General features: G+C 43.1%; 16 protein-coding genes and 2 pseudogenes. 12 read left to right on the forward strand and 6 right to left on the reverse strand.

What is annotated here, in order from left to right:
• Positions 1-16: 16 nt before the first annotated feature.
• Together CEQ75_RS07600 and CEQ75_RS07605 are read right to left on the reverse strand one after the other, a co-directional pair.
• Positions 17-964 (reverse strand): respiratory chain complex I subunit 1 family protein, encoded by a 948-nt coding sequence (locus CEQ75_RS07600; RefSeq protein ID WP_089609798.1) that lies wholly within the window; start codon positions 962-964, stop codon positions 17-19.
• A 42-nt stretch (positions 965-1,006) separates the two neighbouring features.
• A complete protein-coding gene (locus CEQ75_RS07605) occupies positions 1,007-3,055 on the reverse strand; it encodes a proton-conducting transporter transmembrane domain-containing protein (protein WP_242965403.1) in 2,049 nt (682 codons plus the stop codon).
• A 286-nt stretch (positions 3,056-3,341) separates the two neighbouring features.
• Between CEQ75_RS07605 and CEQ75_RS07610 the strand changes: the two genes are divergently transcribed.
• Positions 3,342-3,887 carry a stalk domain-containing protein gene (locus CEQ75_RS07610; RefSeq protein WP_157677367.1) on the forward strand — a complete coding sequence of 182 codons (546 nt, stop codon included), beginning with the start codon at positions 3,342-3,344 and terminating at the stop codon, positions 3,885-3,887.
• 1 nt (position 3,888) lies between these two features.
• Here CEQ75_RS07610 and CEQ75_RS07615 read toward each other — a convergent pair.
• The 4 genes and pseudogenes from CEQ75_RS07615 to CEQ75_RS07630 all read right to left on the reverse strand — a co-directional run.
• A pseudogene (locus tag CEQ75_RS07615) lies at positions 3,889-4,620 on the reverse strand (transposase); the annotation flags it as partial.
• 180 nt (positions 4,621-4,800) lie between these two features.
• The gene (locus tag CEQ75_RS07620; protein ID WP_089609800.1) at positions 4,801-6,006 is read right to left on the reverse strand and encodes an MFS transporter; all 1,206 of its coding nucleotides are present in this window, start codon (positions 6,004-6,006) and stop codon (positions 4,801-4,803) included.
• A gap of 95 nt (positions 6,007-6,101) precedes the next feature.
• Entirely contained in the window at positions 6,102-7,529 is a 1,428-nt protein-coding gene (locus CEQ75_RS07625) for an SLC13 family permease (RefSeq protein WP_157677368.1), read from the reverse strand.
• 99 nt (positions 7,530-7,628) lie between these two features.
• On the reverse strand, positions 7,629-9,512 hold the full coding sequence (locus CEQ75_RS07630) for an aryl-sulfate sulfotransferase (RefSeq protein WP_089609802.1): 1,884 nt from the start codon (positions 9,510-9,512) through the stop codon (positions 7,629-7,631).
• 220 nt (positions 9,513-9,732) lie between these two features.
• Here CEQ75_RS07630 and CEQ75_RS07635 point away from each other — a divergent pair, with 220 nt between their 5' ends.
• The 11 genes and pseudogenes from CEQ75_RS07635 (at position 9,733) to fdhF (ending at position 26,363) form a co-directional block, all read left to right on the forward strand.
• Positions 9,733-10,653 carry a LysR family transcriptional regulator gene (locus tag CEQ75_RS07635; protein ID WP_089609803.1) on the forward strand — a complete coding sequence of 307 codons (921 nt, stop codon included), beginning with the start codon at positions 9,733-9,735 and terminating at the stop codon, positions 10,651-10,653.
• Between the two features lie 119 nt (positions 10,654-10,772).
• Complete coding sequence (locus CEQ75_RS07640) at positions 10,773-12,788, forward strand: DUF5050 domain-containing protein (protein WP_198306658.1); 2,016 nt, start codon at positions 10,773-10,775, stop codon at positions 12,786-12,788.
• Positions 12,789-12,929: 141 nt separating this feature from the next.
• Positions 12,930-14,681: an IS1182 family transposase gene (locus CEQ75_RS07645; RefSeq protein ID WP_157677370.1), complete on the forward strand. Its 1,752-nt coding sequence runs from the start codon at positions 12,930-12,932 to the stop codon at positions 14,679-14,681.
• Between the two features lie 258 nt (positions 14,682-14,939).
• Positions 14,940-16,535 (forward strand): spore germination protein, encoded by a 1,596-nt coding sequence (locus tag CEQ75_RS07650; protein WP_089609805.1) that lies wholly within the window; start codon positions 14,940-14,942, stop codon positions 16,533-16,535.
• A 63-nt stretch (positions 16,536-16,598) separates the two neighbouring features.
• A pseudogene (locus CEQ75_RS07655) lies at positions 16,599-17,558 on the forward strand (Ger(x)C family spore germination protein); the annotation flags it as partial.
• Positions 17,559-17,601: 43 nt separating this feature from the next.
• On the forward strand, positions 17,602-17,706 hold the full coding sequence (locus CEQ75_RS19505; protein ID WP_420838520.1) for a hypothetical protein: 105 nt from the start codon (positions 17,602-17,604) through the stop codon (positions 17,704-17,706).
• A gap of 24 nt (positions 17,707-17,730) precedes the next feature.
• Positions 17,731-18,822 (forward strand): GerAB/ArcD/ProY family transporter, encoded by a 1,092-nt coding sequence (locus tag CEQ75_RS07660; RefSeq protein WP_089609807.1) that lies wholly within the window; start codon positions 17,731-17,733, stop codon positions 18,820-18,822.
• Positions 18,823-19,151: 329 nt separating this feature from the next.
• On the forward strand, positions 19,152-19,883 hold the full coding sequence (locus CEQ75_RS07670) for a tRNA threonylcarbamoyladenosine dehydratase (RefSeq protein WP_089609809.1): 732 nt from the start codon (positions 19,152-19,154) through the stop codon (positions 19,881-19,883).
• Positions 19,884-20,089: 206 nt separating this feature from the next.
• Complete coding sequence (gene nuoE, locus CEQ75_RS07675) at positions 20,090-20,593, forward strand: NADH-quinone oxidoreductase subunit NuoE (protein ID WP_089609810.1); 504 nt, start codon at positions 20,090-20,092, stop codon at positions 20,591-20,593.
• Between the two features lie 26 nt (positions 20,594-20,619).
• Positions 20,620-22,293, forward strand: coding sequence for a NuoF family protein (locus CEQ75_RS07680; protein WP_089609811.1), 1,674 nt, complete (start codon positions 20,620-20,622; stop codon positions 22,291-22,293).
• Positions 22,290-26,363, forward strand: a complete 4,074-nt coding sequence (fdhF, locus tag CEQ75_RS18895) for a formate dehydrogenase subunit alpha (protein ID WP_089609812.1) — start codon at positions 22,290-22,292, stop codon at positions 26,361-26,363. The genes CEQ75_RS07680 and fdhF overlap by 4 nt, the downstream gene beginning before the upstream one ends.
• Positions 26,364-26,547: the final 184 nt, after the last annotated feature.

Genomic DNA, 26,547 nt, shown 5'->3' on the forward strand with positions numbered 1-26,547 from the left:
TTTGTCAAACAAAATATTATCTTCCTAGCAGGAAGTAATTGATAAAACCTAAAAAAGATAAGATAAAGGATAAGGCTGCCAAATTAGGTAGGCTAAAGAGGCGTAACTTAACCGTATTTACTTCAATGAAGGCAATCAGGATCGCGAGGAAAATCACCTTGATCACATAAAATAAAAGGGATAGCAACACGGCTCCCGCCCCGGATAAGAAAATCAGATGGTCATGGGGCAAAAAAATGTTGACCAAAAAGGTGATTAAAGCCAGTTGTTTGATCACGGCACTTAACTCCATTAAAGCCAGATGTCGGCCTGAGTACTCTAAGATCATCGCCTCATGCACCATAGTCAGTTCCAGGTGCGTAGCCGGATCATCTACCGGGATCCGGGAGGTTTCTGCAATGATGATGATCAGGAAAGCAAGAAAAATCATTAAATAAACAGGCTGTACCAGTGGTAATTCCAGGGAATTTGAAGCATTCATCATATTATAGATGGAAGTAGATCTGGAAATCAGTCCGATCGTGAAGAAGGAAATCAACATGGACGGTTCCATTAATGAGGAAATCATCCCTTCTCTGCTGCTGCCCATTCCGCCAAAGGTGCTGGCTGTATCTAATCCGGAGAGCATCATAAAAAATCGACTCAGGGCAAAAATATAAATCAGCATAATGGCGTCCCCGGGAAAAGAGGCGGGAGCCATCAAAGTGGAAACGGGTACCAGCAGTGCTGCCGCCATGGTAGCACCAAAAACCAGATAAGGAGTGACATGATAAATCCAAGAAGATGTCTGGGAAATAACCACATCTTTTTTCATTAATTTATATAAGTCAAAGTACATCTGAAAAATGGGTGCCCCCGTTCTTTTTTGGGAAAAGGCTTTTACTTTCTTGATGATGCCATTCACCAATGGTGCCAGAAGCAGGATGATCAATATTTGAATGGGGAAATAAACAAGACTGTGCATATTTGCCGCTCCTTTTTCTTACGATCAAACTTAAAACATAACTTAAACGAGGTGATTATATAGTAACAAGACCAGGATTGCGACGAGAATATAAAAAAGGTATAAATGGATGCTACCCGTCTGAATCGAGAGCTTTGTTTTAATGGAAAACTTGCTTATGATCAGGATCAGGGGATTATACAAATGTTTCTCAAAAATGGGTTCGGTAGTAACCCGGTAATTTTGGGTCAGGGGAAAATAGGGAGAAGCACCTTTTTCCGTTTTCAGTTCTCGCCCAGGGCGGTATAAAATTCTAAAAACAATGCGCAGCGGTTTGGAAAAACCAGTGGAGCTGTATTGCATCCTGGCATTTATTTCCTTGAAGCCACAATCCCAGGTATTATATTTCCTTTCCCGGTATTTTCCGCCGATAATTCTGACCATCATCAGGCCCAAAAGGACAAGCAAGGCTAAAGCAAGTAGCAAAAAGCTGGGGGAGATGCTGTTACCGCCTACATTCAAGGGTAGGTAAGCCACAAGCCATCCTCCCTGGAGCTGTTCCGTCACAGATACACCGGTGAAAACCCGGCCGATCTTGTCCGCGATACCCAGGAAAAACATGGGGAAAATACCCAAGATCAGACAAAGAGCAGCGAGAAACCCCATACCTGCGAGCATAGAAGTGGGAACCTCCTCTGCATTTGCGGCCACCGTGCTGCGGGATCGGCCCAAGAAAGAGATACCGAAGAGTTTAACAAAACACACAGCTGCTAATGCACCACATAAAGCCAGAGCAGCCGCGGTGAGGATATATAACATATTGATGCCACCGGCACTATCCAAATCAATATTAGCAAAAAGAGACTGATAAGTTAGCCATTCGCTGACAAAGCCGTTAAAAGGCACGATGGCCGATATGGCGAGAGCGAAACACAAAACAAATATCGATGTCACCGGCATCTTTTTAATTAAGCCGCCTAATTCCTCCATATTCTTGGTGTGGGTTGCGTATTGAATAGCACCGGCGCCAAGGAAAAGACCGCCCTTAAACAAGGTGTGATTAAAGGTATGAAAAAGGGCTGCTGTGAGAGCCAAACCGCCGAGAAATACATTATGCTGGGCGAATGCGATAAAACTAACCCCCAGGCCAATGAAAATAATACCGATATTTTCTATGCTGGAAAAGGCAAGAAGTCTTTTTACGTTGTCTTCCATAAGGGAGTATGCGACTCCTAACACTGCTGAGATCACGCCTATACAGAGAATCAATACACCCCACCAGGTATGCTGGATGCCTAAATAAATCAGGTCAAACCGGATCAATCCATAAATGGCTGTCTTAATCATGATACCCGACATCAAAGCGGACACGTTACTGGAAGCTGCCGGGTGAGCATAGGGCAGCCAAATATGCAGGGGAATCACCCCGGCCTTGGTGCCGAAGCCAATGAGGAGCAGGATAAAGATTATATTTTTTGCTGTCTCAGGTATGACAGCAGAACTTCCGAAAATATCAAAGGAACCGGTGAAGCTAAAGATGATCATAAAGGCGATTAATAAAAAGGTGGCCCCGATATGGGTCATGATAATGTACAGGGTGCCTGCTTTTTGATTTTCTTCCTTCTCCGATTCAAAAACCACTAAAAAGTAAGAAAGGAGGGACATCACTTCCCAAGCTATAAAGAAAAAAACAGTATTTCCGGCAGTCATGACCAAAAACATGGATAAAATAAAAGTGGCATAGAGAAAATTAAAAAGCCCTACATTCCTTTTCCCGTAGTAGTGGGCATTATATCCTAAGGAATAGAGGGATACGGCAAGTACCAAAACAGATAAACCCAGAATAAAGAAGCTCGCTAGATCGTCGATAACCAGATCCAGGTCAATAAGGGGGATGGACGTGCTAAAATGAATTAGCGTGAGCATCCCTCTGTCTGATAAGAGATAGTTTAATGATGCGAAGATCCCCAGAGTTGCCCCTGCGATACAAAGAAGGTTAGCGATGATATTACATCTTTTATGACGCTTCCTTAATAAAAGGGAAAGCAAAGCAGCAGCAATATATAGTAAAATATTTGCAAAAAACAAATTATCCGGTTGCAAGCTAAACACGAAGCAAAAACCTCCTATGATGACTGTCAATAGAATTGTGTCAAAAGACTTGAACACGTGGACAGTCACCAACTCTTAGCCTATCATATTTTAAATATCTTCGTCAACTTATAATGAAACGATTGAAATGCAGGGACGGTTTGAAGTGACCCCTCTTTAATATACACTTTATGTACAGTTGACACCCCTTGATAAGTGGAACAAAATTTGCGATTCTCTCGTATTTTAACTTGGAGTCAATCTGCAGTAAAAACCAAATACTTTGTAAGAGAAGGAGATGGCTGAAATGAAACATACACTGAAGACTGGGCTACTTGTGATCATGATCATGCTGATCATGTCCGGCGTTGCCGTGACACAAGTGAGCGCCCAGGGCAGGGATGTCCAGGTTAAGATCAATCGTTTTAGTGAATGGGGGGAAATTGTCCAGAACAGCATCGAGTTTGAGCATCAAGAAAAACCCAGGCTGGAGCAGGGAAGGGTACTCATTCCTCTAAGAAAAATTTCTGAGTCCTTAGGATTTACCGTGACCTATGATCACAAATCAAAGAAAATTGATTTGGCTGACCACACCGGAAAAAAGATGTCCTTAACCATATCCGATAAAACCGCGATGGTCAACAATAAACCCGTGAAGATGGATGTGCCTGCCAAGGTAGTTAACCAGCTTACCTTTGTTCCTCTCCGGTTTGTCAGTGAGAATTTTGATCAGGTGGTAAAGTGGGATCCGTCAACCCGTACAGTACTCATCGATAATTTCACGGCGACACGAGGGGACGGGCGACACGAGGGGACTGTCCCTCCGTGTTTTCGTGTTTTCCAAAACCATTGATCGCTGTCTTTGTTGTAAGTGACCGTATGCCTTTTTGCTCAATGAACAAGTCGCTTTCCAATATCTCCTGAGCTTCTTCAACTGCCTCTATAACTTTCTCGGATGATTCTTCGCTAACTTGCTCTATCAGGTCTTCAAGATAGTCTTTCATAACTTGTTTGGCTTCAGCATGATCTTCTATTTGCGTGTAATCGGGTATTTCATATTCTTCCTGCCCTTTGGCTTTAAATATCTTCTTAGCCAGGTGTTTCATGATGCGTTCGGGTATTTTTTTAATGGTGTTTGCATTAATATGAGTAGTGTCTATGGCAATTCCGTTACTGCTTTTAATTATGCCTTTTTCTACACATTGGCGTACAATCTCGGTAATGATAGTATCCATGTTAATATCTTTTAAGCGCTGGGTGCGAAATTTAGTCAGTAAGCTAGTTTCAGGCAGAGGATCTTCTGGATTAAGTCCCACAAACCATTTGTAAGCCAGATTTACGGACATATCTTGTATCAACTGTTCATCGGACAGTGTGTACAAATGCTTCAGGATCTGTATCCTCAGCATCATTTCGGGTTCTTTGGCGGGTCGACCAAAGTTCTTGCAATACCTATCGGCTAACAGCTCATTGACAGAACTAAGTGATATTGCTGAATTTATTTGTTTTAATATATGATTTTCTGGTATCATGTTGTACAATATGTTATAGAAGCTACTTTGCTTAAAGGTGGTTTCAACTAACATAAAAAGCATCCCTCCAGGTATATTTTGTTGTGGTGACTTAATTATACCATTGTGGGTATGCTTTTTGTGTTTTACTGAAGACTTTTTCAGTGGTCTCGGACTGTCCCTCCGTGTTTTTTGAGCCTTTTTGGGGGCAAAACTTCCGATTAACCCATTTAAGAACCGTTCCCCCGTTTCACTTTAAACGCTGCTATCGTGAAGTACTTTCGCAGGCCGGGTAGATTGGGTCAGGAGAAAAACGATAATATCCAGACCAATCATGACTGCCGCAACGAAGAACGTGACCGTAAACCCGAATTGGGCAGTAATAATCCCCATTAGTACTGATCCTGAGGCAACTCCTACGTCCATGGCGGCAAACAAGGTAGCATTAGCGGCACCGCGGCGATGGGCCGGGGCTAGATCCATACCGATAAAGCTGATAATAGCAAATCCCGAGGCCGAGCCCAGACCATAAAGAAACCCACCAAGCAGAATCAAAGGAAGAGACTGGGCGTAAGCTAAAGAAATAAATGCGAACAGCTGCATAATTAATCCTGGGATAAAAACTTTCCCGACGCCAAAACGCTGCACCAGCTTTCCGGTAAAAAGTGATACAACAATGGTGGCCCCGGCATAAACAGGGAAAAACATTCCAATATTTTCAATGCCTCTCGACATACCATATAAAGGAATGAAGCTCCAGATCAGCGCGGCACAAAAAGCCATAAAAAACTGATACAGTGCGGGCTTAATGGCGGTTCTATCAAAAATAGTTTTGATATTAAATCCCTCAGACCTTGAAGCCGAAGAACCATGTGGGAAAGCTTGTTTTTGCTCATAGTTAAGCATAATCGCCAGGATTATAGCGAGTAGGCTGATGGCGAAAGAAGTTCGAAAAGTAATGACATAGCCAAATCTATTGATTACCCCTAAGGCGACCATCGGTCCAAAGGCGATGGATAAGTTTAGGGCATTACTGTATAAGCTGATACCCTCGGCAAGTCTGCCCCGAGCTGTGACATCAGTGACCACAGTGGGGCCTGCTGTCGTTATGGAACTCACAGCGATCCCCTGAAAAATAGCCAGCGTCATGATCAGGGGAATCAAATTTACCAAGGAAAAAGATAAGGCGGCTATGGACATACAAACCGTTCCCAGGACCAAAATTCGTTTTCTGCTTTTTTTATCCATCACATATCCCAGATAGGGGCGAAAAAAGAGGGCGGTGATGCTGACGACGGTCAAAAAAATACCGACTGTAGACTCATCGCCCCCGATGCTTACTGTAAAAAGGGGTATGGCAGTGATGTTAATATACTCGGCAAAGTAACAAAAAAATGTCATGAAAAGAATAATCACATAATTCCTATTCCAAAGTTTGGGTTTTACCTTCGTAGGTTCCATTAATAATGTCTCTCCCTTAAATTAACCAACTATCAGCAGGGAAGTAGATGTCCCTGCTGATAGTTAATTTCCCTTTATATTAAACTAGTTCTTTTTTATAGTAGTCCCATCAGGAACCATAAGGGTATCATAAAAACGGCCATTACCAGAACACTTAATATGGTTCTTGCCAAAAGGACTTTCACCGTATCAGTGTAGTTCATGTACCCAAAGCTATAAGCGATAAGCAATATGGCATATTCATAGGGGAACACATACACGTCTGAGCCTAGATTTAAGGCATAAATTACCGGCAAAGGATTCACCCCGGCAGCTATTGCCATCTCGGTGAACAATTCTGTAAAAGTAAATACGATGGCCAGAGGAGTCAAAATAAAGTTGGCCAAGGTTGAGAAAATATATGACCCAAAAACCATCCGAACAGGAGAACCGGTGAGTAAGGGCGTCACATACTCAACTAATACATCGATCAATCCCACGCTGCCGGCAACATTGCCAATGCTGATGGCACCTGTCATCACAAAAAGAATTTTAAAATCTGCTTTATCAAAATCATCAACGCTCAAAATATCTATCCCGGGCAAAAACATCAAGAATAAAAACATAGCTACTACTAACATGGGATCAAAACCATAGGTGCCGGAGAGAATAACTGTCACAACCACCATCAACAAATAGACAAAGACAAATACTTCTCTGCGTTTCACCGGACCTAATTCGTTATAGCACCTTTGAAGTTCGCTCTTGGCGTCATAGGTTTTTTCCTTGCCGATTTTCAGCACTTTGATGATACTAATGACACCAAAGAAGGTCCAAGCAAGAGCGGGAATAAAATTGTGTAACATCCATTGGAAATAAGTGATATCATAACCGGCAACTTCCCTAAAGACGGAGTTAAAGTACAATCCATTACCTGCCGTAAGTGTTCCGATAGAGGGACCGGACATGGCAAAGAATCCTGCTAGACATAAAGCGGTAGCCTCTTTGCTTTTTGCTTTAATGCCCAGTGCTTGACAGACACCAATGGCGATAGTTAGAAAGACAATACATCGAGCCATATTATCGGTGATGATAAAAGCCAGAAAAATACCGGCGATAGAAAAACTCCAAATTAATCCCCGCAAACTGCAATCCAGTTTTAAGAGAATTTTATAGGCCAAGCGTAAACTTACTTTACTTTTATCTGCAGCTAAACCGATGAGGATTACGGCTACAGTCAGCCAGATTACCGTATTCGTCCATGCTCCATAGGCAACCTCAGCTCCTGTTACGCCAAAGAATAAATACATACTTGGCAATAAAGCTCCTGTAACGGCAACAGGAATGACAGTGACAATCCACGAAGTAACACCCCAAGCTGTAATAACAATGAACATTTTAATATTATCATCAAAAGGCATCGGGATCAGCCAGATAATCAAGGGCACTAAAAAGGTGACGATCCATTTTATCAGATCCCCTTTACTAAGCGCAGAAAACCCCGTTTTTGGTGCTAATAGTTCACTTTGTTCTGCTGCTTTCATTTTCATCACTCCTTGCAATATGCTTGTCCATGCTTTTTAGATGGCAAAACATATCGTTATTCGTTATTATGATAGAAGTTTCACTTTGAATTTAAAAGGTTATAAAGTGACCGATAGTTTTGTATCATATCTTAGGTTATCTACATTGAGATAGATGTCATAATCCCCGCTGATTCCTTCTCGGCTCACATAGAATTGAATGTCATTTTCCCCTTGTTCCTCAAAGGATACACAGGCAGCAGTAACGTCGTGGACCTCTGTGGGTACTAAATAGAACTTGGATCCTTCCTTGCCTTTTAGTTCCAGAAAAACTTGAGAACCTTCGCCAAATGTCCCATGGAGAGCTAATCTGTCTTCTTCAAGCTCTAAAGATAAATTGTGTTTTTCGGGAATTTCTTCATCCACGTCTTTAAATTTTACCTTAAAAGCAAACTCCGGTGTTAGGCCAAATCCTCCCAGCATTTCGGCCTTTCCCAGTTTTAGGTTGGTGTTTTCATCATATAATGAAACTCTTCTTGCCCTGTAATAGTTGCCGCCTTTGATATTTAGCTCAAATTTAACCTCATCATTTAATAATTCTACAGTGGTTGATTCTAGGGTTAAGTGGATCTCTTCATCTTTATACTGATTTAAGAGGGAAGCCCCTAGTTGGTCGGTGTGATTTCCCCGGTAAGTAGCGATGCCGCCGGAGTGAATCATATAATTTCCTTCACCATAATAATCTACGTTACAAATGTATGGAGAATAAAATTCTGCTCCTCTTTCTTTACCATACTGCCAAACTTGCTCGATTTCCATTTTTTCAGTATCGATTCTGTAAATCACACCTCTGGAGAAGTTTTCATCCGGTGGGACTCTATTTTCGACAGTTTTCGAGCGATAGGTACCGTTATCAAAAATAAACACATCACCATTTGGTAAAATCCTTGCCGAGTGTTGCTCGTATTGCCAATCAAAATCACCTTTAGTGACATTTTTGAAGAAATATTTTTGCCATTCTTCTCCCCAGCCTTCAGAGTCACCAATAATCCAGTTTAATTTTCCGGTATCGTAATCGATGTTGACTACCGCATCTTGATGTCTGCCGGACAAGGTAATGGAATTTGTCGGTTTGTCATACCAGACCGCGTTGTTATGGAACCAGTCATGAATATTCCAATCCCCGGCTTTTCCTTCTTCTCTGGGTAAAACATTTTTCAGATCCCATGATTTCACAATTTCCCCGGTTTTTCGATCTACTTCGACAATATAATCTTCTACCGAATCATTAAAATCATTATCTGATGCGACCAGCAAATTACCATTTTCCAGTTCTACTGAATCATGGTGAAAACCGCCGGGCAATCTATATTCCTTGTAAATTTTTCCGCATAGGTCCATTTCCATAATGCCTACCATATAATAGGGCTTTTGCATGAAACGGAAGGAGGTGATAAGGATGCGGCCATTTTCTAATTTTTTTAGATCCCAGCATTCTTTTTCTGTTAACATCCATCTTAAATCACCGGCATAATCAAAGCCCCCGGTTTTTGAAGAGGCGATTAAGGGAGTTGTCGAGGATAAAATCATGATATCCTTGCCAAAATATTCGTAGGTGGTATTTAAGTAGTGGGGTAGATTGATATCCAGTTTATCCGTTTTTATTTTAACTTCTGAGGTTTCGCCGGTGCCTAGTTTTAGGACAACAGTATTTTCGTAATCGTGATATAAACCATAAATAGGTAATACGTGTTCCTGTGCCGCGGGAAAAGTATGAGTTAAATCCCCTTCAACGGCTTTGCCTTTTACTGTTAATTCTACCGTGGTTTCTTCATCCGTGTTAAAACATAATACTGCAGCAAGGTAGTTAACTAGATAGGGATTTACGACGACAAAGGGGTTTTCCGCAGTATAATTTCCTGATCTGAAGGTTTTTAAGAACTCTTTTTCAGCTTCATGCTGGAGCGTAATGATGTGTTTTTGCTCTTCTAAATTATGCCTCATGAATTTCCTCTCCTTTTTATATGTTGTGAATGTTTTTACTTTCATAAGCAACTCATAAGTAATTCTGTATCCTTTTAATAATGATTCTAAATGAAAAGTGGGTTTATGAAAAATACTTGCTTCCTATATGGTTATAGGCAAAAGCTATGGACAGGATAATCTGCTCATGATAGGATAAAGTGAAAATTTTTTAAAGAATTATTTATGAGGAGTGGAAAAAGTGCGGTTAGAACAGCTATATTATATTTTGGAGGTTGAAAGGCAAGGCTCAATCTCTCAGGCAGCCAAAAAGCTTTATATATCCCAGCCTTCACTTAGTACTTCCATAAGTAATTTAGAAAAAGAGTTAAATACCAAGATTTTCTACCGTTCTAAAAATGGGGTAAAGTTGACAGATAAGGGTCAACATGTTGTAGACCAAATTAACGTGATTGTTAATGAAATTGAGAATCTAACAAGTATGTGTGCTGAGGAACCAGGTGTTCTCAGGGGGAACATGTCCATATCTACTTTACCGGCCTTAGGCAATTATATTTTACTAAATGTATTTACCATATTTAAACAAAAACATCCCCAAGTTAATTTGTCAATTAAAGAGGATGATAATAGTAATATTATGAAGGAATTAGAAACTGGGGAGATAGATGTAGGGTTAATTGGTCTTTTCCAATATGAAACAGCGGAGTTTTTTGACTTGCTACAACAAAAAGATCTATATTATCAAGAGTTATTCGCTGATGAATTGTGCATCTATGCCAGCAAGAATAATCCTTTATCAAATAAAAAGAGCATTTATTTGAGTGAAACCTATGATTATCCGCTGATTATTTATAAGAATAATGTGTTAGATAAGGATTTTGTACAGCTAAACTTGAATCACAACAATATTTTGCGTTTTAATGATCGGGAGAGTATGAAGCAAATGGTGAGCAGTGGCAATGCCTTAGCAATTTTCCCCAGGATTACCTCTGTTAATGATCTCTATGTTGCATCAGGTAATCTTGTGCCCTTAAATATTATCGACTTTAAAATCCCTCTGTATATGGGTATTGTTTTTAATGGGAAGGGTTATTTATCTAACATTCAATATGAATTTATTAAAATATTAGAAGAGCAGCTGGAATCAGTTGAACAGGGTTGACACAGGACACAGTTGACACCTCTTGATAAGTGGAACAAAATTTGCATTCTCGCGTCTTTTAACTTGGAGGCAATCTTCAGTAAAAACCAAATATTTTGCAAGAGAAGGAGATGGCTGAAATGAAACATACACTAAAGACCGGACTACTTGTGAACATGATCATGCTGATCATGTTCGGCGTTGCCATGACACGAGGGAGTGCCCAGGGCAAGGATATCCAGGTTAAGATCAATCGTTTTAGTGAATGGGGGGAAATTGTCCAGAACAGCATCGAGTTTGAGCATCAAGAAAAACCCAGGCTGGAGCAGGGAAGGGTACTCATTCCTCTAAGGAAAATTTCTGAGTTCTTAGGATTTACCGTGTCCTATGATCACAAATCAAAGAAAATTGATTTGGCTGACCACGCCGGAAAAAAGATAGCCTTAACGATATCCGATAAAACCGCGATGGTCAACAATAAACCAGTGAAGATGGATGTGCCTGCCAAGGTAGTTAGCCAGCTTACCTTTGTTCCCCTCCGGTTTGTCAGTGAGAATTTTGATCAGTCGGTAAAGTGGGATCCATCAACCCGTACAGTACTCATCGATAATTTCACGATTTCTACACCGGAGTATCTATTCAATCAAAAAACCCTGGAATTGAGAAAACGGGATCTATCGGGTCAGGGAAAGCATGCGCTGCTGGGTAAGATTGAAATGAGAGTGGACTGGGTCAGTATGGATGTGACGAAAACCAAGCACGGCAATGATCTTATTGTCATCAATAATAATACCGGGGCGCCGCATATATTCTACAATATCTATACGATTTATGTTTCAGAAAAAGAAATCATCGATCAAAGTGAAGTACATACGCTTTTTTCGGGCCAGCCGGTTATCAGTGCCGATGGGGAAAAGGTTGTGATCGGAGACGGGAAAACAGCCCGAGTATATGATGATCAAACGAAAATGCAGCTCCATGAGTATGACCTGCTCCGCATCTTTCAAGGGGATAAAGATCCCAGTCCAATGGACTCTTGGGAAAAATCATATGTGGTAGTAGGTTTTGGGGACAATTATATTTTGGTCAGAGATACATTTAAAATGCTCACCCAAATGGTTTATTTAGATACCTTGGAAATTGTGGATATCTATCAGGCGCTACTCTCAAATGAGGAGCAGGAAAAAGCGCTGCAGAATGGACGTCCCTTTGGTAGCGGCGATCGGTTAACATTCCTGGAAGAAAAGGATGGCAAGTTAATATTTAATAAATACTATGAGGATGGACCGTATATTAAACAGAAGCCGGTGGAATTTATTCTCGGTGCCCGTGTGCCGGTGAAATCTGCGGAATCAGTACGAGGGAACACTACAGGTAATCTCAATAATAACGGTCTCTATGCCCAAGGCGGCGACTGGATTTATTATAGTAATCTGGCAGATGAGGGAAAGCTTTACAAAATGAAAGCTGACGGGAGCGTAGCGACTAAAATTACTGATGATACTGCCTGGTATATTAACGTAGTTGGGGATGAAATATTTTACAGCGGCAAAGATTGGAATTTAACAAAAATCAAAACGGACGGCAGCGGCAAAACAATTCTGGATACTCAATCCTATCATATTAATGTGGTTGATGACTGGATTTATTACACCAGAGTTCATATGCAAGACGGGACTATCTATAAAATGAAAAAAGAAGACGGGAGCAGCAGGACCCAAATTAACAAGGATCCAGTAAGCCAGCTGGTTGTGACGGAAGAAGGAATTTTCTATTCTAGTTACTACATTAAGTTAATCAGAATCAATCACGATGGCAGCGGCAAAACAAAATTGATCAGCGAGAGAAGTGTGGCAGAAATCAATGTCATTGACGACTGGATCTATTTTAATTACAACAAATCTCTAAATAAGATCAAAACCGACGGTAGCCAATTGACGGAAATCAGCAGTGATGATGCCCGGGAGATCAATGTTGCCGGGGATTGGATTTATTATACTGATAGCGCTGAATACTGGAAAAAGCTATATCAGATCCATGTGGACGGGTCCGGGAAAGAGAAATTAAGCGATGATAAGCCCGCGTATATTCATTTGCTAGATAACCAACTATACTACTATGACCAATATACCAACACGATGAAAGTGATAAATTGACACATGGGGGCTGTCGGGAAATAGCCCCATAAAAAAATCAGTACACTCTTAATGAGGGTACTGATTTTTTATGCAAAAAAGAAAAAAAGATGGCTAATCAGGACCACCTTTCCTCCGTTACAGTATATACTGTAACTACACATGAACAATACATATTATAATCAATTTTTCGAGATAGGGCAACAAGCAGTTAACTTTAATCTGTATCAGATAGGATTACCAGCAGACGACCCCGTCTATACCCTTAAAAAAGTAATGGAGGAACTTGATTTTTCTGGTCTCATCGCCAGATATTCTACCAAGGGAAGAAAAGGCTATAATCCTATTATGATGTTTGCGATACTGACTTATGCAAATATGAGGGGAGTTAAAGCTGTTGACCGAATTGTGGAACTATGCGAACGAGACATCGCCTTTCTGTGGTTGTCTAAGGGTGAAAAGCCCAAGCGTGATGCTTTCTATGACTTCATAAACAACAAACTCAACAAAGAAATCCTTGAAGGTCTTCACTATCATTTCATCAGACTCCTTCAGCGAGAAGGTCTTGTAACGCTTAAGAGCTTGTTCATAGACGGCACAAAGATCGAAGCCAATGCCAACCGATACACCTTCGTATGGCGTGGCAGCATAAACTATCATTTGGCAGGACTGCTTGATAAGGTTGATGAACTTTATTCAAGATACAACACCCTCATCACAGAAGCCGGCTACGACAAAAAATATGGACTGAGGGAAGAAAAAATGTTCGTCATCGAAGGGATGGACAGGGTTCGGGAAATCATCCAAAAGAATCGGGAACGCAAGAAGACCAATCAAAAGAAAATATCTAATAACACCATCTTGGAGATCGACAACATATCTCCATTGGAATTATTGAAACTGCAGACAAACCTCACGAAAACAGCCAAGGGAGAAAACTTGAGTTTTGTATCTGGTAAAGGACAGCAAAAATCCGAAATCCAAAAACTTTACGAAGAGATTGAAGAGTGTGGAAACCGCCTGCTCAAATACCAAAATCACTTTAAGATAATGGGTGCAACTCGAAACAGTTATTCAAAGACGGATCTTGAGGCGACCTTCATGCGCATGAAGGACGACCATATGTTAAATGGACAGCTCAAACCAGCATACAACGTACAGATAGCTGTAGAAAACTACTTCATCATCCATACCCACATCAGCAATGACAGAACCGATTACAACACGCTCATCCCAGTGCTGGAAAAACACAAGGATGCTTTCGGAAAAACACTGGAAGAAGTCACAGCAGACAGCGGATACAGCAGTGAACAAAATCTGAGTTATCTAGAGGAAGAAGGCATTAAGAGCTACATCAAACTGCAAACCCACGAAAAAATGAAGACAAGAGCCTATAAAAATGAAATCGGCCGACACTACAACATGGAGAAGGTCGAAGAAGGTTCCACACGTTATTATCTATGCAGTGATGGGAGAAAACTTATTCACGAGAGAACAGAAATCAAAAGACAGAACGAATTGAAACGCACCTTTGAAGTGTATGCCTGCAGCGACTGTAGCGGCTGTACACTCAAGGCGCAATGCCTTTATCAATATGACGAAGAAAGAGATATAAACAAGAACAAAATCATGAAGGTTAATGAGGCTTGGGAAGAGCTAAAGGCAAAGTCACACGAAAACATACAAAGTGAAAAGGGAATTCTCAACCGCCAAATCCGATCAATCCAGACAGAAGGTCATTTTGGTGATATCAAGGAGAACGACAAGTTCAGGCGATTCAATTATCGCAGCTCCAAAAAGGTATACAAAGAATTTATGATGTATTCATTTGGACGAAATCTAAACAAATACCATAAATTCATAAAAGGAAAAATCAAAGAATTTGAGGGTAAAACTTCCGAGGTAGCAGCTTAAGAAAAAAGTAGCATTTAAAGTTGAATACCTTTATTTGGTGCACCCAAAATTAATATTTCCAATACAAAAACAGAACCCAGCAAGATCAAAGGCCATTTTCAAAGCCCAGATTCTTGAGGGTTCTTTTCATTTTTAGCTCATTGGGACAAAATCAGTTATTTCCCGACAGCCCCTTTTTTTTTGAAATAACTGCTTCGGGAATAATTGGATACTGCCCAGGGGAAGATAATAGGAATTAAATGGACGGGGAGTAAAAATATGTTCCGTTTGCTCAATAAAAAAATCAAGTATTTGCATTCCCTGCTGGGAAGTGAAAATCAGACGCAAGCGCCAAAAAAGGGGGATCGCCTGAGCGGTCATTTGGAAAGAGATTTAGCAAATTTCAAGCGCTTGACAGGAGAAAGCACTGATATTGTGGTGCGCAAATTGACATTAAAAAACAATATTAATGCCGCTATTATCTTTATTGATGGTCTGGTATTTGAACTGGTAATCCGAGAGAATGTTTTGGAACCTTTGGTGTTATGTGGGGAAAAAGAGATCCTGGACAAAAAAGGAAATGATCTGGTACAAGCTTTAAAAAACAGGATCTTACCTGTAGCTAGTATTCGGGAGGAAGAATCCGTTGAACAGATTGTAAATGCTGTGTTTAGTGGGGACACGATGTTACTAGTGGATGGCAGCACCCAGGCCTTGCTTATCAATGCCCCCGGGTGGGAAAGAAGGATGCCTTCCGAACCGGAATCGGAAATTGTTGTGAAAGGTCCGAGGGAAGGCTTTGTAGAGACACTGAGGACGAATACCTCCATGCTGAGACGAAGGGTGGGCCATCCGGGGCTGACCTTTGAAGACCTGGTGCTGGGGCAGAAAACCCAAACAAAGGTTTCCATTGCCTATTTAAAAGGGGTCGTCCGGCCGGAGCTGGTGGATGAGGTAAAACGCCGCTTGGAGAGAATTAACACCGATGCCATTTTGGCAGCCGGGTATGTGGAGCAATATATTGAAGATGCCCCCTTTTCCCCTTTTATGACCGTTGACTATACGGAAAGGCCGGACGTGACGGCAGCAAAACTGATGGAGGGCCGGGTAGCTATTATGGTTGACGGTACGCCCATTGCCAATACGGTACCGACCCTGTTTATTGAATTTTTTCAAAGTCCCGATGATTATAATGCTCGACCATTTTATGCCACCATTTTGCGGTGGTTTCGTTACTTTGCTTTTTTTGCCGGTAGCATGTCTCCCGGTATTTTTGTGGCCTTAGCCACTTTCCATCAGGAATTTTTGCCGACCCCCCTCTTGATTTCCATGGCCGCTGCTTCCGAAGGAACCCCTTTTCCTGCTGTGGTAGAAGCGATGGGAATGGGGCTGATCTTCGAAATTCTGCGAGAAGCGGGAATTAGGCTGCCCAAACCCATTGGATCGGCCATGAGTATTGTAGGGGCTTTAGTGATTGGCGATGCGGCAGTCTCCGCCGGTTTCATTGAAGCTTATATGGTTATTGTGGTATCCTTTACGGCGATTGCTTCTTTTGCCGTGCCCAAACTCTATGATGTCTGTGCCCTGTTAAGAATCGCTTTTACCGTGATGGCAGGATTATTTGGTGTTTTCGGTCTGATGCTTGTATTTTTATTCCTTATAATACACTTGGTTTCTTTGCGTTCTTTTGGTGTTCCTTATCTTTCTCCCATTTCCCCCTTGATGCCAAAAGATTTAAAAGATGTTTTAGTGCGGGTGCCTCTCTGGAGCATGGTTACCCGTCCCGAATCCATCGGGGTCGTTGATCCCGTACGGCGGGATTTTAATTTAATGCCGCAGCCTGAGGAAGATGAGAATAGTTTGGATGAATCGTGAGGGTGATGGGCCGTGAAAAGAAGAAAATTGTTTTTCCTGGTTTTTTATGGGCTGGCATTTTTAGTGTTTTTGCCCGCATGTTGGGACAGCAGGGAACTGGACGAATTGGCCATTGTTTTGGGTGTAGGGGTGGACCGGGAAGGAGACGGGCTTCAGCTTACGGCTGAGATTGCTAAGCCTGGCCAGATGGCGGGAGGAAAAGGCGGCAGTTCAGGTTCCGGCGGTGAACCTGTTTTTATGACCCATGGCAGCGGCGCTACTGTTTTTGATGCCGCCAGGAACGCCCGGAGTCATAGCAGCCGGGCACTTTTTTTCCCTAATAACGAAGTTGTCGTGCTAGGAAATGATTTAGCAAAACAAGGGATCTATCCAGCTTTGGATTTTTTTCTGCGGGACCATGAACCGCGGGCTACTGCCTGGGTGCTGGTAGCGGAAGAAAAGGCAAGGGATGTTTTTGAAGCGAAAGATAAACTGGAAGATACCAACGGTTTAAGCTTGAGCAGTATAATCCAGCAGGGCAGCATGTCCAAGATTCCGGGCATTAATGTGCAGGAGGTAAATGCTGCCATGCTTGATATCACACAAGCCTTTCTGATTCCCATCGTTGGTGTAGTCGAAGAGGGAGAGGACAAACATCTGAAAGTAGACGGCAATGCCGGGGTGTTTGTCAAGGATAAAATGGTGGGAGAAATGAACAACAGAGAAACCCGGGGTGTCAAATGGGTGAAGGGAGAAATAAAAAGCACCAGTGTTGTTTCCCATTTGATAGATGAAGCGGGAACCATGAGCAGCGAAATTTTTCTCAATAAAAGCAGCATCAAAGCAGTGCTGGATGATGGTGATCCCAAGGTGAAAGTGGAAATTATCGTGGAGGGAAATATCAGCGATCAAAGCGGTACCTTGGATTTATCCACCGAGGAAGGCATGATAAAGGCCAATGAAAGCACCGCCCAGGCTATCAAAAAAGAGGTGCTGCAGGCGCTGGGCAGGGCGAAGTCTTACAATGCGGATGTTTTTGGGTTTGGAGAGGTTGTTGGGGGGGGTTTATCCCAAGGAGTGGCAGAAGATGAAGTCCTCCTGGCAGGAAATTTTTCCGCACTTGGATGTTGCCGTGGAGGTGCGGGTTAATTTATGGAGAACCGGCGATGTTCTCCGCACGGTACTTCAATAAAATTGCAGGGAGGAGAGGTGCACCATGGGGTTGGAAAAGGGTAAGGTGTCATCCCTGGGGCTGGTCTTATTATTATTCCTCTTTATCTTCGGATCTGTCATTGCTATCCCGGGTTCAACAGCCGGAAAAGATATCTGGCTCGCCCGGATCTTAAGTTTTATGATCGCACTGCCTTTAGCAGGGGTTTTTATTGCTCTCTTAAACCGTTATCAGGGGAAAACCATCATTGAAATAAATGAGATCATCTTCGGTCCTATCCCGGGAGGATTTTTATCAGGGATCTTTCTTTGGTATTTGTTCCACAACGGAGCATTGGTAGTGATGTATTATTTTGAATTTATCAAACAAGTGCTCCTCCCCAATACACCGGCAAATGTGTTGGTATTAATGATGGTCGCCCCATGCATTTACGGTGCAAAAAAAGGCCTGGAAGTGATCGTGCGTACCGGTCAATTGATCGCACCGATCCTGTTGGGCACCTTTATTATGTTAATATTTTTAGCAATGCCGGATATAGAAATTTCAAATATCAAGCCTCTTTTTACCACGCCCCTGCATAAGTTTTTGTGGGGTGGGGTCAGTACCGCTGCGCTGTCTTTTGGTGAGACGGCAGCCTTTCTTATGATCCTGCCCTTTTTGAATAAAAAGGGGAAAGTTAAGATTACGCTCCTCTCGGGTCTTTTGCTGGGGTGTATAGTGATGGTCTTGTCTACATTGAGGACAATTCTTATATTGGGTGATAGCGCCGGGCTGTATCTTTATCCCACCTATTATGCCGTTAAAATGATTGATATTGCCGAATTTTTAAGCCGGTTTGAGATCCTGATCGCCGTTAATTATCTCGCCGCAGGGTTTATCAAAACCACCGTATATCTCTACGCTTTGAGTCTGGGCACTGCTCAGCTTTTTAAGCTGGATTCTTATCATCCTCTGGTGCTGCCCTGGGGCTTTCTCATGGCTCTCTTTTCTTTGATCAACTTGCCTAATATTATCGAAAAATTAGATTTTGCCAATAAAGCTTATCCTATTTACGCCCTTCCCTTTATATTAGGCATACCTCTCTTAGCCCTCTTAGGATCGTGGCTTAAAGGACTTAAGGGTGGTGATGCTCAGTGATCCTGCTCTATGCCGCTTTTATTTATGCTGTCCTCAGGGAATTTCCCGGGCTGCTCAATAGAAAAGCTTGGAAAGAGGGGGCTATTTGGCTGGGAATATGGTCCGCTGCACTATTGATTGGTACTTTGCGCTTATTCAATGTTCAATTGCCTTTATTGGGTGAAATTATATTGAAGCTTATTTTAAGAATTTTTCCCTTTTTAAACTCTTTTTAGGAGTTCTTTGTCTTTTTACTTAAGAAAACTTTCAGAATCTTGTTGTTTTTACAGAAAGGTTTCTGTTATGCTAAAATAGCTCTGATTGTAAAAACGAAAAAAAGGATGAGGAATATGTGGGAAGAATTTTCTCGCACAGCATTATTAATCGGCGAAGAAGCATTGGAAAAGCTGCAGCGCAGTCGGGTGGCTGTTTTTGGCATCGGCGGGGTGGGTACCTTTGTGGTGGAAGGCTTAGTGAGAGGCGGTATCGGCCATTTTGTCCTTGTGGATCATGACACGGTCACTCTAAGTAATTTTAATCGTCAGATTCATGCCACCAATAAAACTCTGCACCGGCCCAAGGTGGAGGTCATGAAAGAAAGGATCCTGGATATTAACCCCCGGGCAGAGGTTGTCATTCATCAAAGCTTTTATCTGCCTGAAACACGGGCAACATTAATCGAGGAGAACTATGATTATATTGTTGATGCTGTGGATACGGTGACGGCCAAAGTCGATTTGGTTGTCACGGCAAAAAAGCTTCAGATTCCCATTATCAGCTCTATGGGAGCCGGCAATAAATTAGATCCTACCAAATTCCAGGTGGCGGATATCTATCGTACTTCGGTCTGTCCTTTGGCCAGGGTGATGAGGAAAGAATTAAGAAAAAGAGACATCCCTGCTTTGAAGGTGGTCTTTTCCACAGAGGAACCGATTAAACTTAGATATGCTTCATCAGATAGCTTTGATGAGAGAAAAAAGCAAGTCCCCGGCAGCATTTCTTTTCTCCCTTCCGTGGCTGGATTAATTATTGCCGGGGAAGTGATCAAGGATCTTATTAAAGCAGAATCATCTGAAATTTAAAACTGGGAATGAATGCCTTATAGGAATGAATGCCTAATTAAAGCAAGTCATACAAAAAATTCATAAATTTGTGATAATTATCATAATCAATTATGACTTGTTTCATGGATTATATTTTGGTAAACTATTATATAGTGATGTAATTCTGGGATGTTTTAGGGTAACGGTCCAAATCAAGAAATAAAATGAACTTAGGTGGTGGCAATATGAATCAAGAAGGATCTGCATGTGCTTGTGCATGTCAGAACGAAACGGATCAGGAAAAATACGACCGCATCCAGGAAATAATCGACGAATACAAAGATGTGGAAGGCAGTTTAATTCAGGTGTTGCACTTTGCTCAAGGTATTTACGGGTATTTGCCTGATGAACTGCAAAAGTTCATTGCCGACGGTATGAATATCCCTTTAAACGAAGTCTACGGGGTGGTAACCTTTTATACTCTCTTTTCAACCCGTCCTAAGGGGGAAAACACCATTGGCGTTTGCATGGGCACGGCTTGCTATGTAAAGGGTGCCAAGGATGTACTCAAAGCTTTCTCTGATCAATTAGGCATTAAGGTTGGCCAAACCAGTGAGGATCTTAAATTTACCCTTGAAATAACACGTTGTATTGGTGCTTGCGGTCTGGCACCGGCGATCACCATTAACAATAAGGTTTATCAGAAGGTTGATCCCCAAAAGGTTCATGCTATTTTAGAAGAATATTAAAAAAGAACATTAATGGGAGGTGAAAGATATTGATTAAATCGACTCAGGATCTCCTGGATATTACAAAAAAATATCAAGAGACAAACAGTAAGTATAAATACCGGGTTCTGGTCTGTGCCGGGGGCGGTTGTGTTTCCGCCGATTGCCATGAGGTTAAAGATGCTCTGCTCCAGTCACTTAAAGAAAATGATTTGGAAGATCAGGTTTTGGTCAGTGAAACCGGATGTATCGGGACCTGTAATTTGGGCCCGGTGATGGTGGTGATGCCGGAGGAAGTATTCTATACCAGGCTTAAGCCTAAGGATATTCCCGAGATCGTCAAGTCCCATCTGGTGGAAGGAAATATTCTGGTTAATAAAACGTATTTTGATATGGGCGCGTTAAAAAGAGTTCCTTATCTCAATGAAATCAGCTTCTTTAAGAAACAGGTTAAAATTGCCTTAAGAAACTGCGGCTTAATTGATTACTCATCTATTGACGAGTATATTGCCAATGACGGTTACAAAGCTGTTCTTAAAGTGCTCCAGGAAATGACTCAGGAAGAGGTCACTCAGGAAATTACTAAATCCGGTCTCAGGGGCCGGGGCGGAGCAGGTTTCCCCGCCGGTATTAAATGGGAAGCGGGAAGAAAAGCTCCCGGAGATCAAAAATATCTGATCTGTAATGCGGACGAGGGTGATCCCGGTGCATTTATGGATCGCAGTATCATTGAAGGAGATCCCCATACCATTATCGAAGGGATGATGATCGGGGGTTATGCCATTGGTGCCAATAAAGGATTTTGCTATATCCGGGCGGAATATCCCATTGCGGTAGAACGGTTGGAGTATGCCTTAAAACAAGCCCGAGAGGCAGGAATTTTAGGCAAAAATGTTTTTGGGACGGATTTTGCCTTCGATATCGAGATCAGAATCGGTGCCGGCGCCTTTGTCTGCGGGGAAGAAACCGCACTGATGGCTTCTGTTGAAGGGAAAAGAGGAGAGCCGAAACAAAAACCGCCCTTCCCCTTCCAAAAAGGCTTGTTCCAGAAGCCCACGATTATTAATAATGTAGAGACCCTGGCCAATATCCCACCAATTATTTTAAATGGCAGTGAATGGTTTAACGGTTTTGGTACCGAAAAGAGCAAAGGAACCAAGGTATTTGCCTTAGCCGGGGATATTGTGAACACAGGCTTGGTTGAGGTGCCCATGGGCATGACCTTGCGGGAAATTGTCTATGATTTGGGCGGCGGCGTACCTAAGAAAAAAGCCTTCAAAGCAGCTCAAATGGGGGGACCCTCCGGCGGTTGTATTGTGTCCGATGATTTAGACACCCCCGTTGATTTCGATTCCTTAGCCCAATTAGGCGCCATTATGGGTTCCGGCGGATTGATTGTCATGAATGAAAACAACTGCATGGTAGACGTGGCCAAGTTCTTCATGGAATTTGTCCAGGACGAATCCTGCGGTAAATGTGTTCCTTGCCGGGCAGGTACCAAGGCGATTCTGGAAGTTCTGGATCGGATCTTGGAAGGCAACGGTCAGGAAAACGATATTGAATTAATGGAAAAGCTGTGCGAAAACATTAAGAAAACAGCGATTTGCGGATTGGGACAAACTGCGCCTAATCCGGTATTAAGTACCCTGAGATATTTCCGGGATGAATATGAAGAACACATTCAAAACAAACCATGCCGGGCAGGAGGTAACACGAAATGATAAATTTTGTACTGAACGATAAAAGAGTTACAGCTGAGCCGGGAATGACGATTTTACAGGCAGCCGAAATGAACGGGGTAGATATTCCTCATTTATGTTATTTGGAAGGATGTTCCGACATCACTTCCTGCCGCATTTGCGTAGTGGAAGTTGTGGGCGCAAGGAACTTAGTGCCTTCCTGCTCCACCCCGGTGGCGGAGGATATGGTTGTCTACAGCCATTCGGATGCTGTGGTCTCTGCCAGAAAAGATCTGCTGGAATTAATGCTGGCCGACCACATTGGGGATTGCAAACCCCCTTGCCATCAGGCTTGTCCGGCCAATACGGAATGTCAAAGATATGTCAGACTAATTGCCAAAGGAAACTATCAGGAAGCATTAGAACTGAATAAGGAAGTCAACCCTTTTCCCGCCAGTATCGGACGGGTATGTCCCCATCCTTGTGAAGAGGCCTGCCGCAGACAACTGGTGGAGGAACCCATCTCCATTGCCTCATTAAAGCGATTTGTGGCTGACATTGATTTAAATTCAGGAAATGTATTTTTGCCTGAAATGAAACCGGCTACCGGCAAAAAGGTAGCGGTGATCGGCGGCGGCCCAGGCGGTCTTACCGCAGCTTTTTTCCTGGCCAAAGATGGCCATCAGGTGGTAGTCTTCGAAGCCATGCCCAAAGCGGGGGGCATGCTGAGATACGGGATTCCGGAATACCGTCTGCCCAAGGCTGTGCTGGATCAGGAAATCAGCGTCATCGAAAAAATGGGTGTGGAGATCAAGTGTAATATCCGCATCGGACAAGATGTTCAGTTCACAGACTTAAGAGAGGACTATGATGCCGTATATGTAGCCATCGGCGCTTGGGCCAGTTCTCCTATGCGTTGTCAGGGTGAAAACCTGGAAGGTGTCATCGGCGGGATTGATTTCCTGGAAAAAGTAGCGACCCAAAACCCGGTTCAATTGGGTAAAAAGGTTGCCGTCGTAGGCGGCGGTAATACAGCCATGGATGCTTGCCGTACGGCAGTCCGCATGGGAGCGGAGGAAGTATATCTGCTCTATCGCCGAACCCGGTCTGAAATGCCGGCAGAGGAAATTGAAATCATTGAAGCGGAAGAAGAAGGCGTTATTTTTAAATACCTGGTCGCCCCTACGGAAATCTTGGGCGCAGACGGTAAAGTAAAACAGATCAAACTGCAAAAGATGGAACTGGGAGAACCGGACGCCAGCGGCCGGAGAAAACCGGTGCCCATTCCTGGAGCAGAAGAAATTATCGATGTGGACAATGTCATCGCTGCTATTGGACAGCAGGTGGTGCCCACAGGTCTGGACGAGTTGGAATTGACCAAATGGAATACGATCCAAGCGGACAAGAACACCTTTGCCACCAATTTGCCCGGTGTTTTTGCCGGGGGAGACGGGACCAATGAGGGACCGGGCATTGCCATTCAAGCCATCGGAGATGCCACCAAAGCGGCGCCTTTTATCACTCGTTACCTGAACGGTGAAGAGATCTCCTACCAAAAACCTTTCTGGGTGAAAAGAGATGATCTGACGTCAGAGGATTTTCTGGACCGGGAGAAAAAATATCGCTCTCACATGAAACACTTATCTCCGGAAGAGCGGAAAACGAATTTCAAGGAAATCGGTTTCGGATTCACGGAGGAGGATGCCAAGAAAGAAGCTGCCCGTTGTTTGGAATGCGGCTGTGAAAAGGTATTCGATTGTGAATTGCTGCAATATTCCAATGAATACCAGGTGGATGGCCGTCTCTACCATACAGAAAAGAAACCGACGCCTATTGACTACACTAATGAAATGTATGTCAGTGACCATAATAAATGTATCATGTGCCGCAAATGCGTAAAAATGTGCTCTGAATTGCAATGCACCAACGCTATCGGCTTTAGCCAGAGGAGCTCTGAAATTCATGTTTCACCGCCCTTTGATCAGACCTTAGACACCAGCCGTTGCGTTTCCTGCGGTAACTGTGTTAATGTTTGCCCCGTGGGTGCACTGTTGCCTAAGGATAACAATCATTTTCTCTTTAATACTACCAGAAAGGTACAGACCACCTGCGCCTATTGCGGAGTAGGGTGTCAATTCAACTTCCTGGTAAGCGGTAACAAAATTACCGGGGTAGAACCTGTTAAGGGGCCTGCCAATGACGGTTTGCTTTGCGTCAAAGGGCGCTTTGCTTATAATTTCATTGATCATCCTGATCGCCTGACTAAGCCCTTACTGAAAAAGGACGGCCAGTTTGTGGAGATTTCCTGGGATGAAGCTTATCAAACCATTATTGATAAAATTACTGAAATAAAAGGAAAGTATGGTCCGGATGTTTTCGGTGGTTTATCATCTTCCCGAACCACCAACGAAGACAATTATATGGTCCAAAAGTTTATGCGAGGGATCATCGGAACCAACAATGTGGATAATTGTGCCCGTGTCTGACACGCTCCTACTGTGGCAGGTCTTGCCACTACATTAGGCAGCGGAGCAATGACCAACAGCATTGCTGAGGTACTGGATACAAATGTGATTTTCATCGTCGGTTCTAATACCACGGAAGCCCATCCGGTGATTGGCGCCAGGATTCGTCAGGCAAAACTCCGGGGAGCCAAAATCATCGTTGCTGATCCCCGCAGGATTGATTTGGTAGAAGATGCAGAGATCTTCCTGCAGATCAAACCGGGAACGAACATTGCCCTCTTGAACGGGATGATGCATGTGATCATCAAGGAAGGACTGCAAGATAAGGAATATATTGCTGCCAGAACGGAAGGATTTGAGGAACTGGAAAAAGCAGTTCAGGATTATCCGCCGGAAGTAGCAGCGGAAATTTGCGGTATTAAGGCGGAAGATATTGTTAAAGCCGCCAGAATGTACGCCCAAGCAGAAAAAGGAGCGATCTTCTACTGTCTGGGTATTACAGAGCATGTTTCCGGGACGAGAAATGTGATGAGTATATCCAACTTGGCCATGCTCTGCGGAAATATCGGGATTGAATCCGGCGGGGTGAATCCTCTGCGCGGACAAAACAACGTGCAGGGTGCCTGCGACATGGGCGCATTACCGGGAGATTATCCCGGTTATCAGAAGGTAAACAATCCTGAAGTGAGGGCAAAATTTGAAGCCGGTTGGGGTGTAAAATTATCTGATCAACCTGGGCATACGGTAACGGAAATGTTCCCCTTGGCGGAAAAAGGCGATATTAAGTTTATGTATATCGTCGGTGAGAATAACGTGAAGACGGATCCGGATATTCATCATGTGACCAGAGCCTTGAACAATTTAGATTTTCTGGTGGTGCAGGATATCTTCCTGACGGAAACAGCTCAGCTGGCCGATTTGGTTCTGCCGGCAGCCTCCTTTGCTGAAAAAGACGGCACCTTTACCAATACGGAACGCAGGGTTCAGAGGGTGCGAAAGGCGGTAGATCCACCAGGAGAGGCGAAGCCTGATTGGCAGATTATCATGGAATTGATGAATCGTATGGGTTACGAGAAAAAATATAGCCATACTTCAGAAATCATGGAGGAAATCGCTTCTCTGACACCCAGTTTCGCCGGGATACGTTATGAGCGCCTTGATAAGAAGGGCATCCAATGGCCTTGCACAGGAGCCGACCACGAGGGTACCATGTGCTTGCATCAAGGCTCCTTTACCAGGGGCAAAGGCTTGTTCCAGCCCTCCCCTCATATCACAAGTGCGGAGCTGCCTGATGGAGAATACCCTTATACCCTGGTAACAGGCAGACATCTCTATCATTACAATGATGCGGGTATGACCGGTAGGACGGAAGGCTTGGACAATATTGGAGGAGAGTCCTATATTGAGATTAACCCGGCCACCGCTGCCAAACATGGCTTAGCTCACGGAGATGATGTGATTGTGACCTCCCGCCGGGGAGAAATCAAAACCAAGGTGCGAGCCACGGATATCGTGGAAGAGGATGTGTTATTTATGACCTTCCATTATTCCGACGGTGCTGCTAATTATCTCACCAGCAACCACTTGGATCCCACCAGCAAGACGCCGGAATTCAAAGTGGCAGCCATCAGGATCGCAAAAGCGTAATTAGTACTATATCTATATAAGTGCATGATAGCCCCTGTTTCAGAGAACAGGGGCTATCTGCCTCAAAAGTAGTTTTTCTGTCATTCTGAATAAGCAACATTAGATCCTTCCCTAACCCTCAGGATGACATATGAATTATGATCATTAATGAGTCTGATTATTGAAAAGTAAAAGGGATCTGGAT

This window comes from Dehalobacterium formicoaceticum (genome assembly GCF_002224645.1).
In the GTDB taxonomy this organism is placed as follows: domain Bacteria; phylum Bacillota; class Dehalobacteriia; order Dehalobacteriales; family Dehalobacteriaceae; genus Dehalobacterium; species Dehalobacterium formicoaceticum.

Excerpts from the sequence above, each read along its gene's own strand:
- CEQ75_RS07600 (WP_089609798.1), bottom strand. The coding sequence starts at position 964 with ATGCACAGTCTTGTTTATTTCCCCATTCAAATATTGATCATCCTGCTT.
- CEQ75_RS07670 (WP_089609809.1), top strand. The coding sequence starts at position 19,152 with ATGTGGGAAGAATTTTCTCGCACAGCATTATTAATCGGCGAAGAAGCA.
- CEQ75_RS07640 (WP_198306658.1), top strand. The coding sequence starts at position 10,773 with ATGAAACATACACTAAAGACCGGACTACTTGTGAACATGATCATGCTG.
- CEQ75_RS07620 (WP_089609800.1), bottom strand. The coding sequence starts at position 6,006 with ATGGAACCTACGAAGGTAAAACCCAAACTTTGGAATAGGAATTATGTG.
- CEQ75_RS07650 (WP_089609805.1), top strand. The coding sequence starts at position 14,940 with ATGTTCCGTTTGCTCAATAAAAAAATCAAGTATTTGCATTCCCTGCTG.
- CEQ75_RS07660 (WP_089609807.1), top strand. The coding sequence starts at position 17,731 with ATGGGGTTGGAAAAGGGTAAGGTGTCATCCCTGGGGCTGGTCTTATTA.
- CEQ75_RS07630 (WP_089609802.1), bottom strand. The coding sequence starts at position 9,512 with ATGAGGCATAATTTAGAAGAGCAAAAACACATCATTACGCTCCAGCAT.
- CEQ75_RS19505 (WP_420838520.1), top strand. The coding sequence starts at position 17,602 with ATGAAGTCCTCCTGGCAGGAAATTTTTCCGCACTTGGATGTTGCCGTG.
- CEQ75_RS07625 (WP_157677368.1), bottom strand. The coding sequence starts at position 7,529 with ATGAAAGCAGCAGAACAAAGTGAACTATTAGCACCAAAAACGGGGTTT.
- nuoE (WP_089609810.1), top strand. The coding sequence starts at position 20,090 with ATGAATCAAGAAGGATCTGCATGTGCTTGTGCATGTCAGAACGAAACG.
- CEQ75_RS07610 (WP_157677367.1), top strand. The coding sequence starts at position 3,342 with ATGAAACATACACTGAAGACTGGGCTACTTGTGATCATGATCATGCTG.
- CEQ75_RS07645 (WP_157677370.1), top strand. The coding sequence starts at position 12,930 with ATGAACAATACATATTATAATCAATTTTTCGAGATAGGGCAACAAGCA.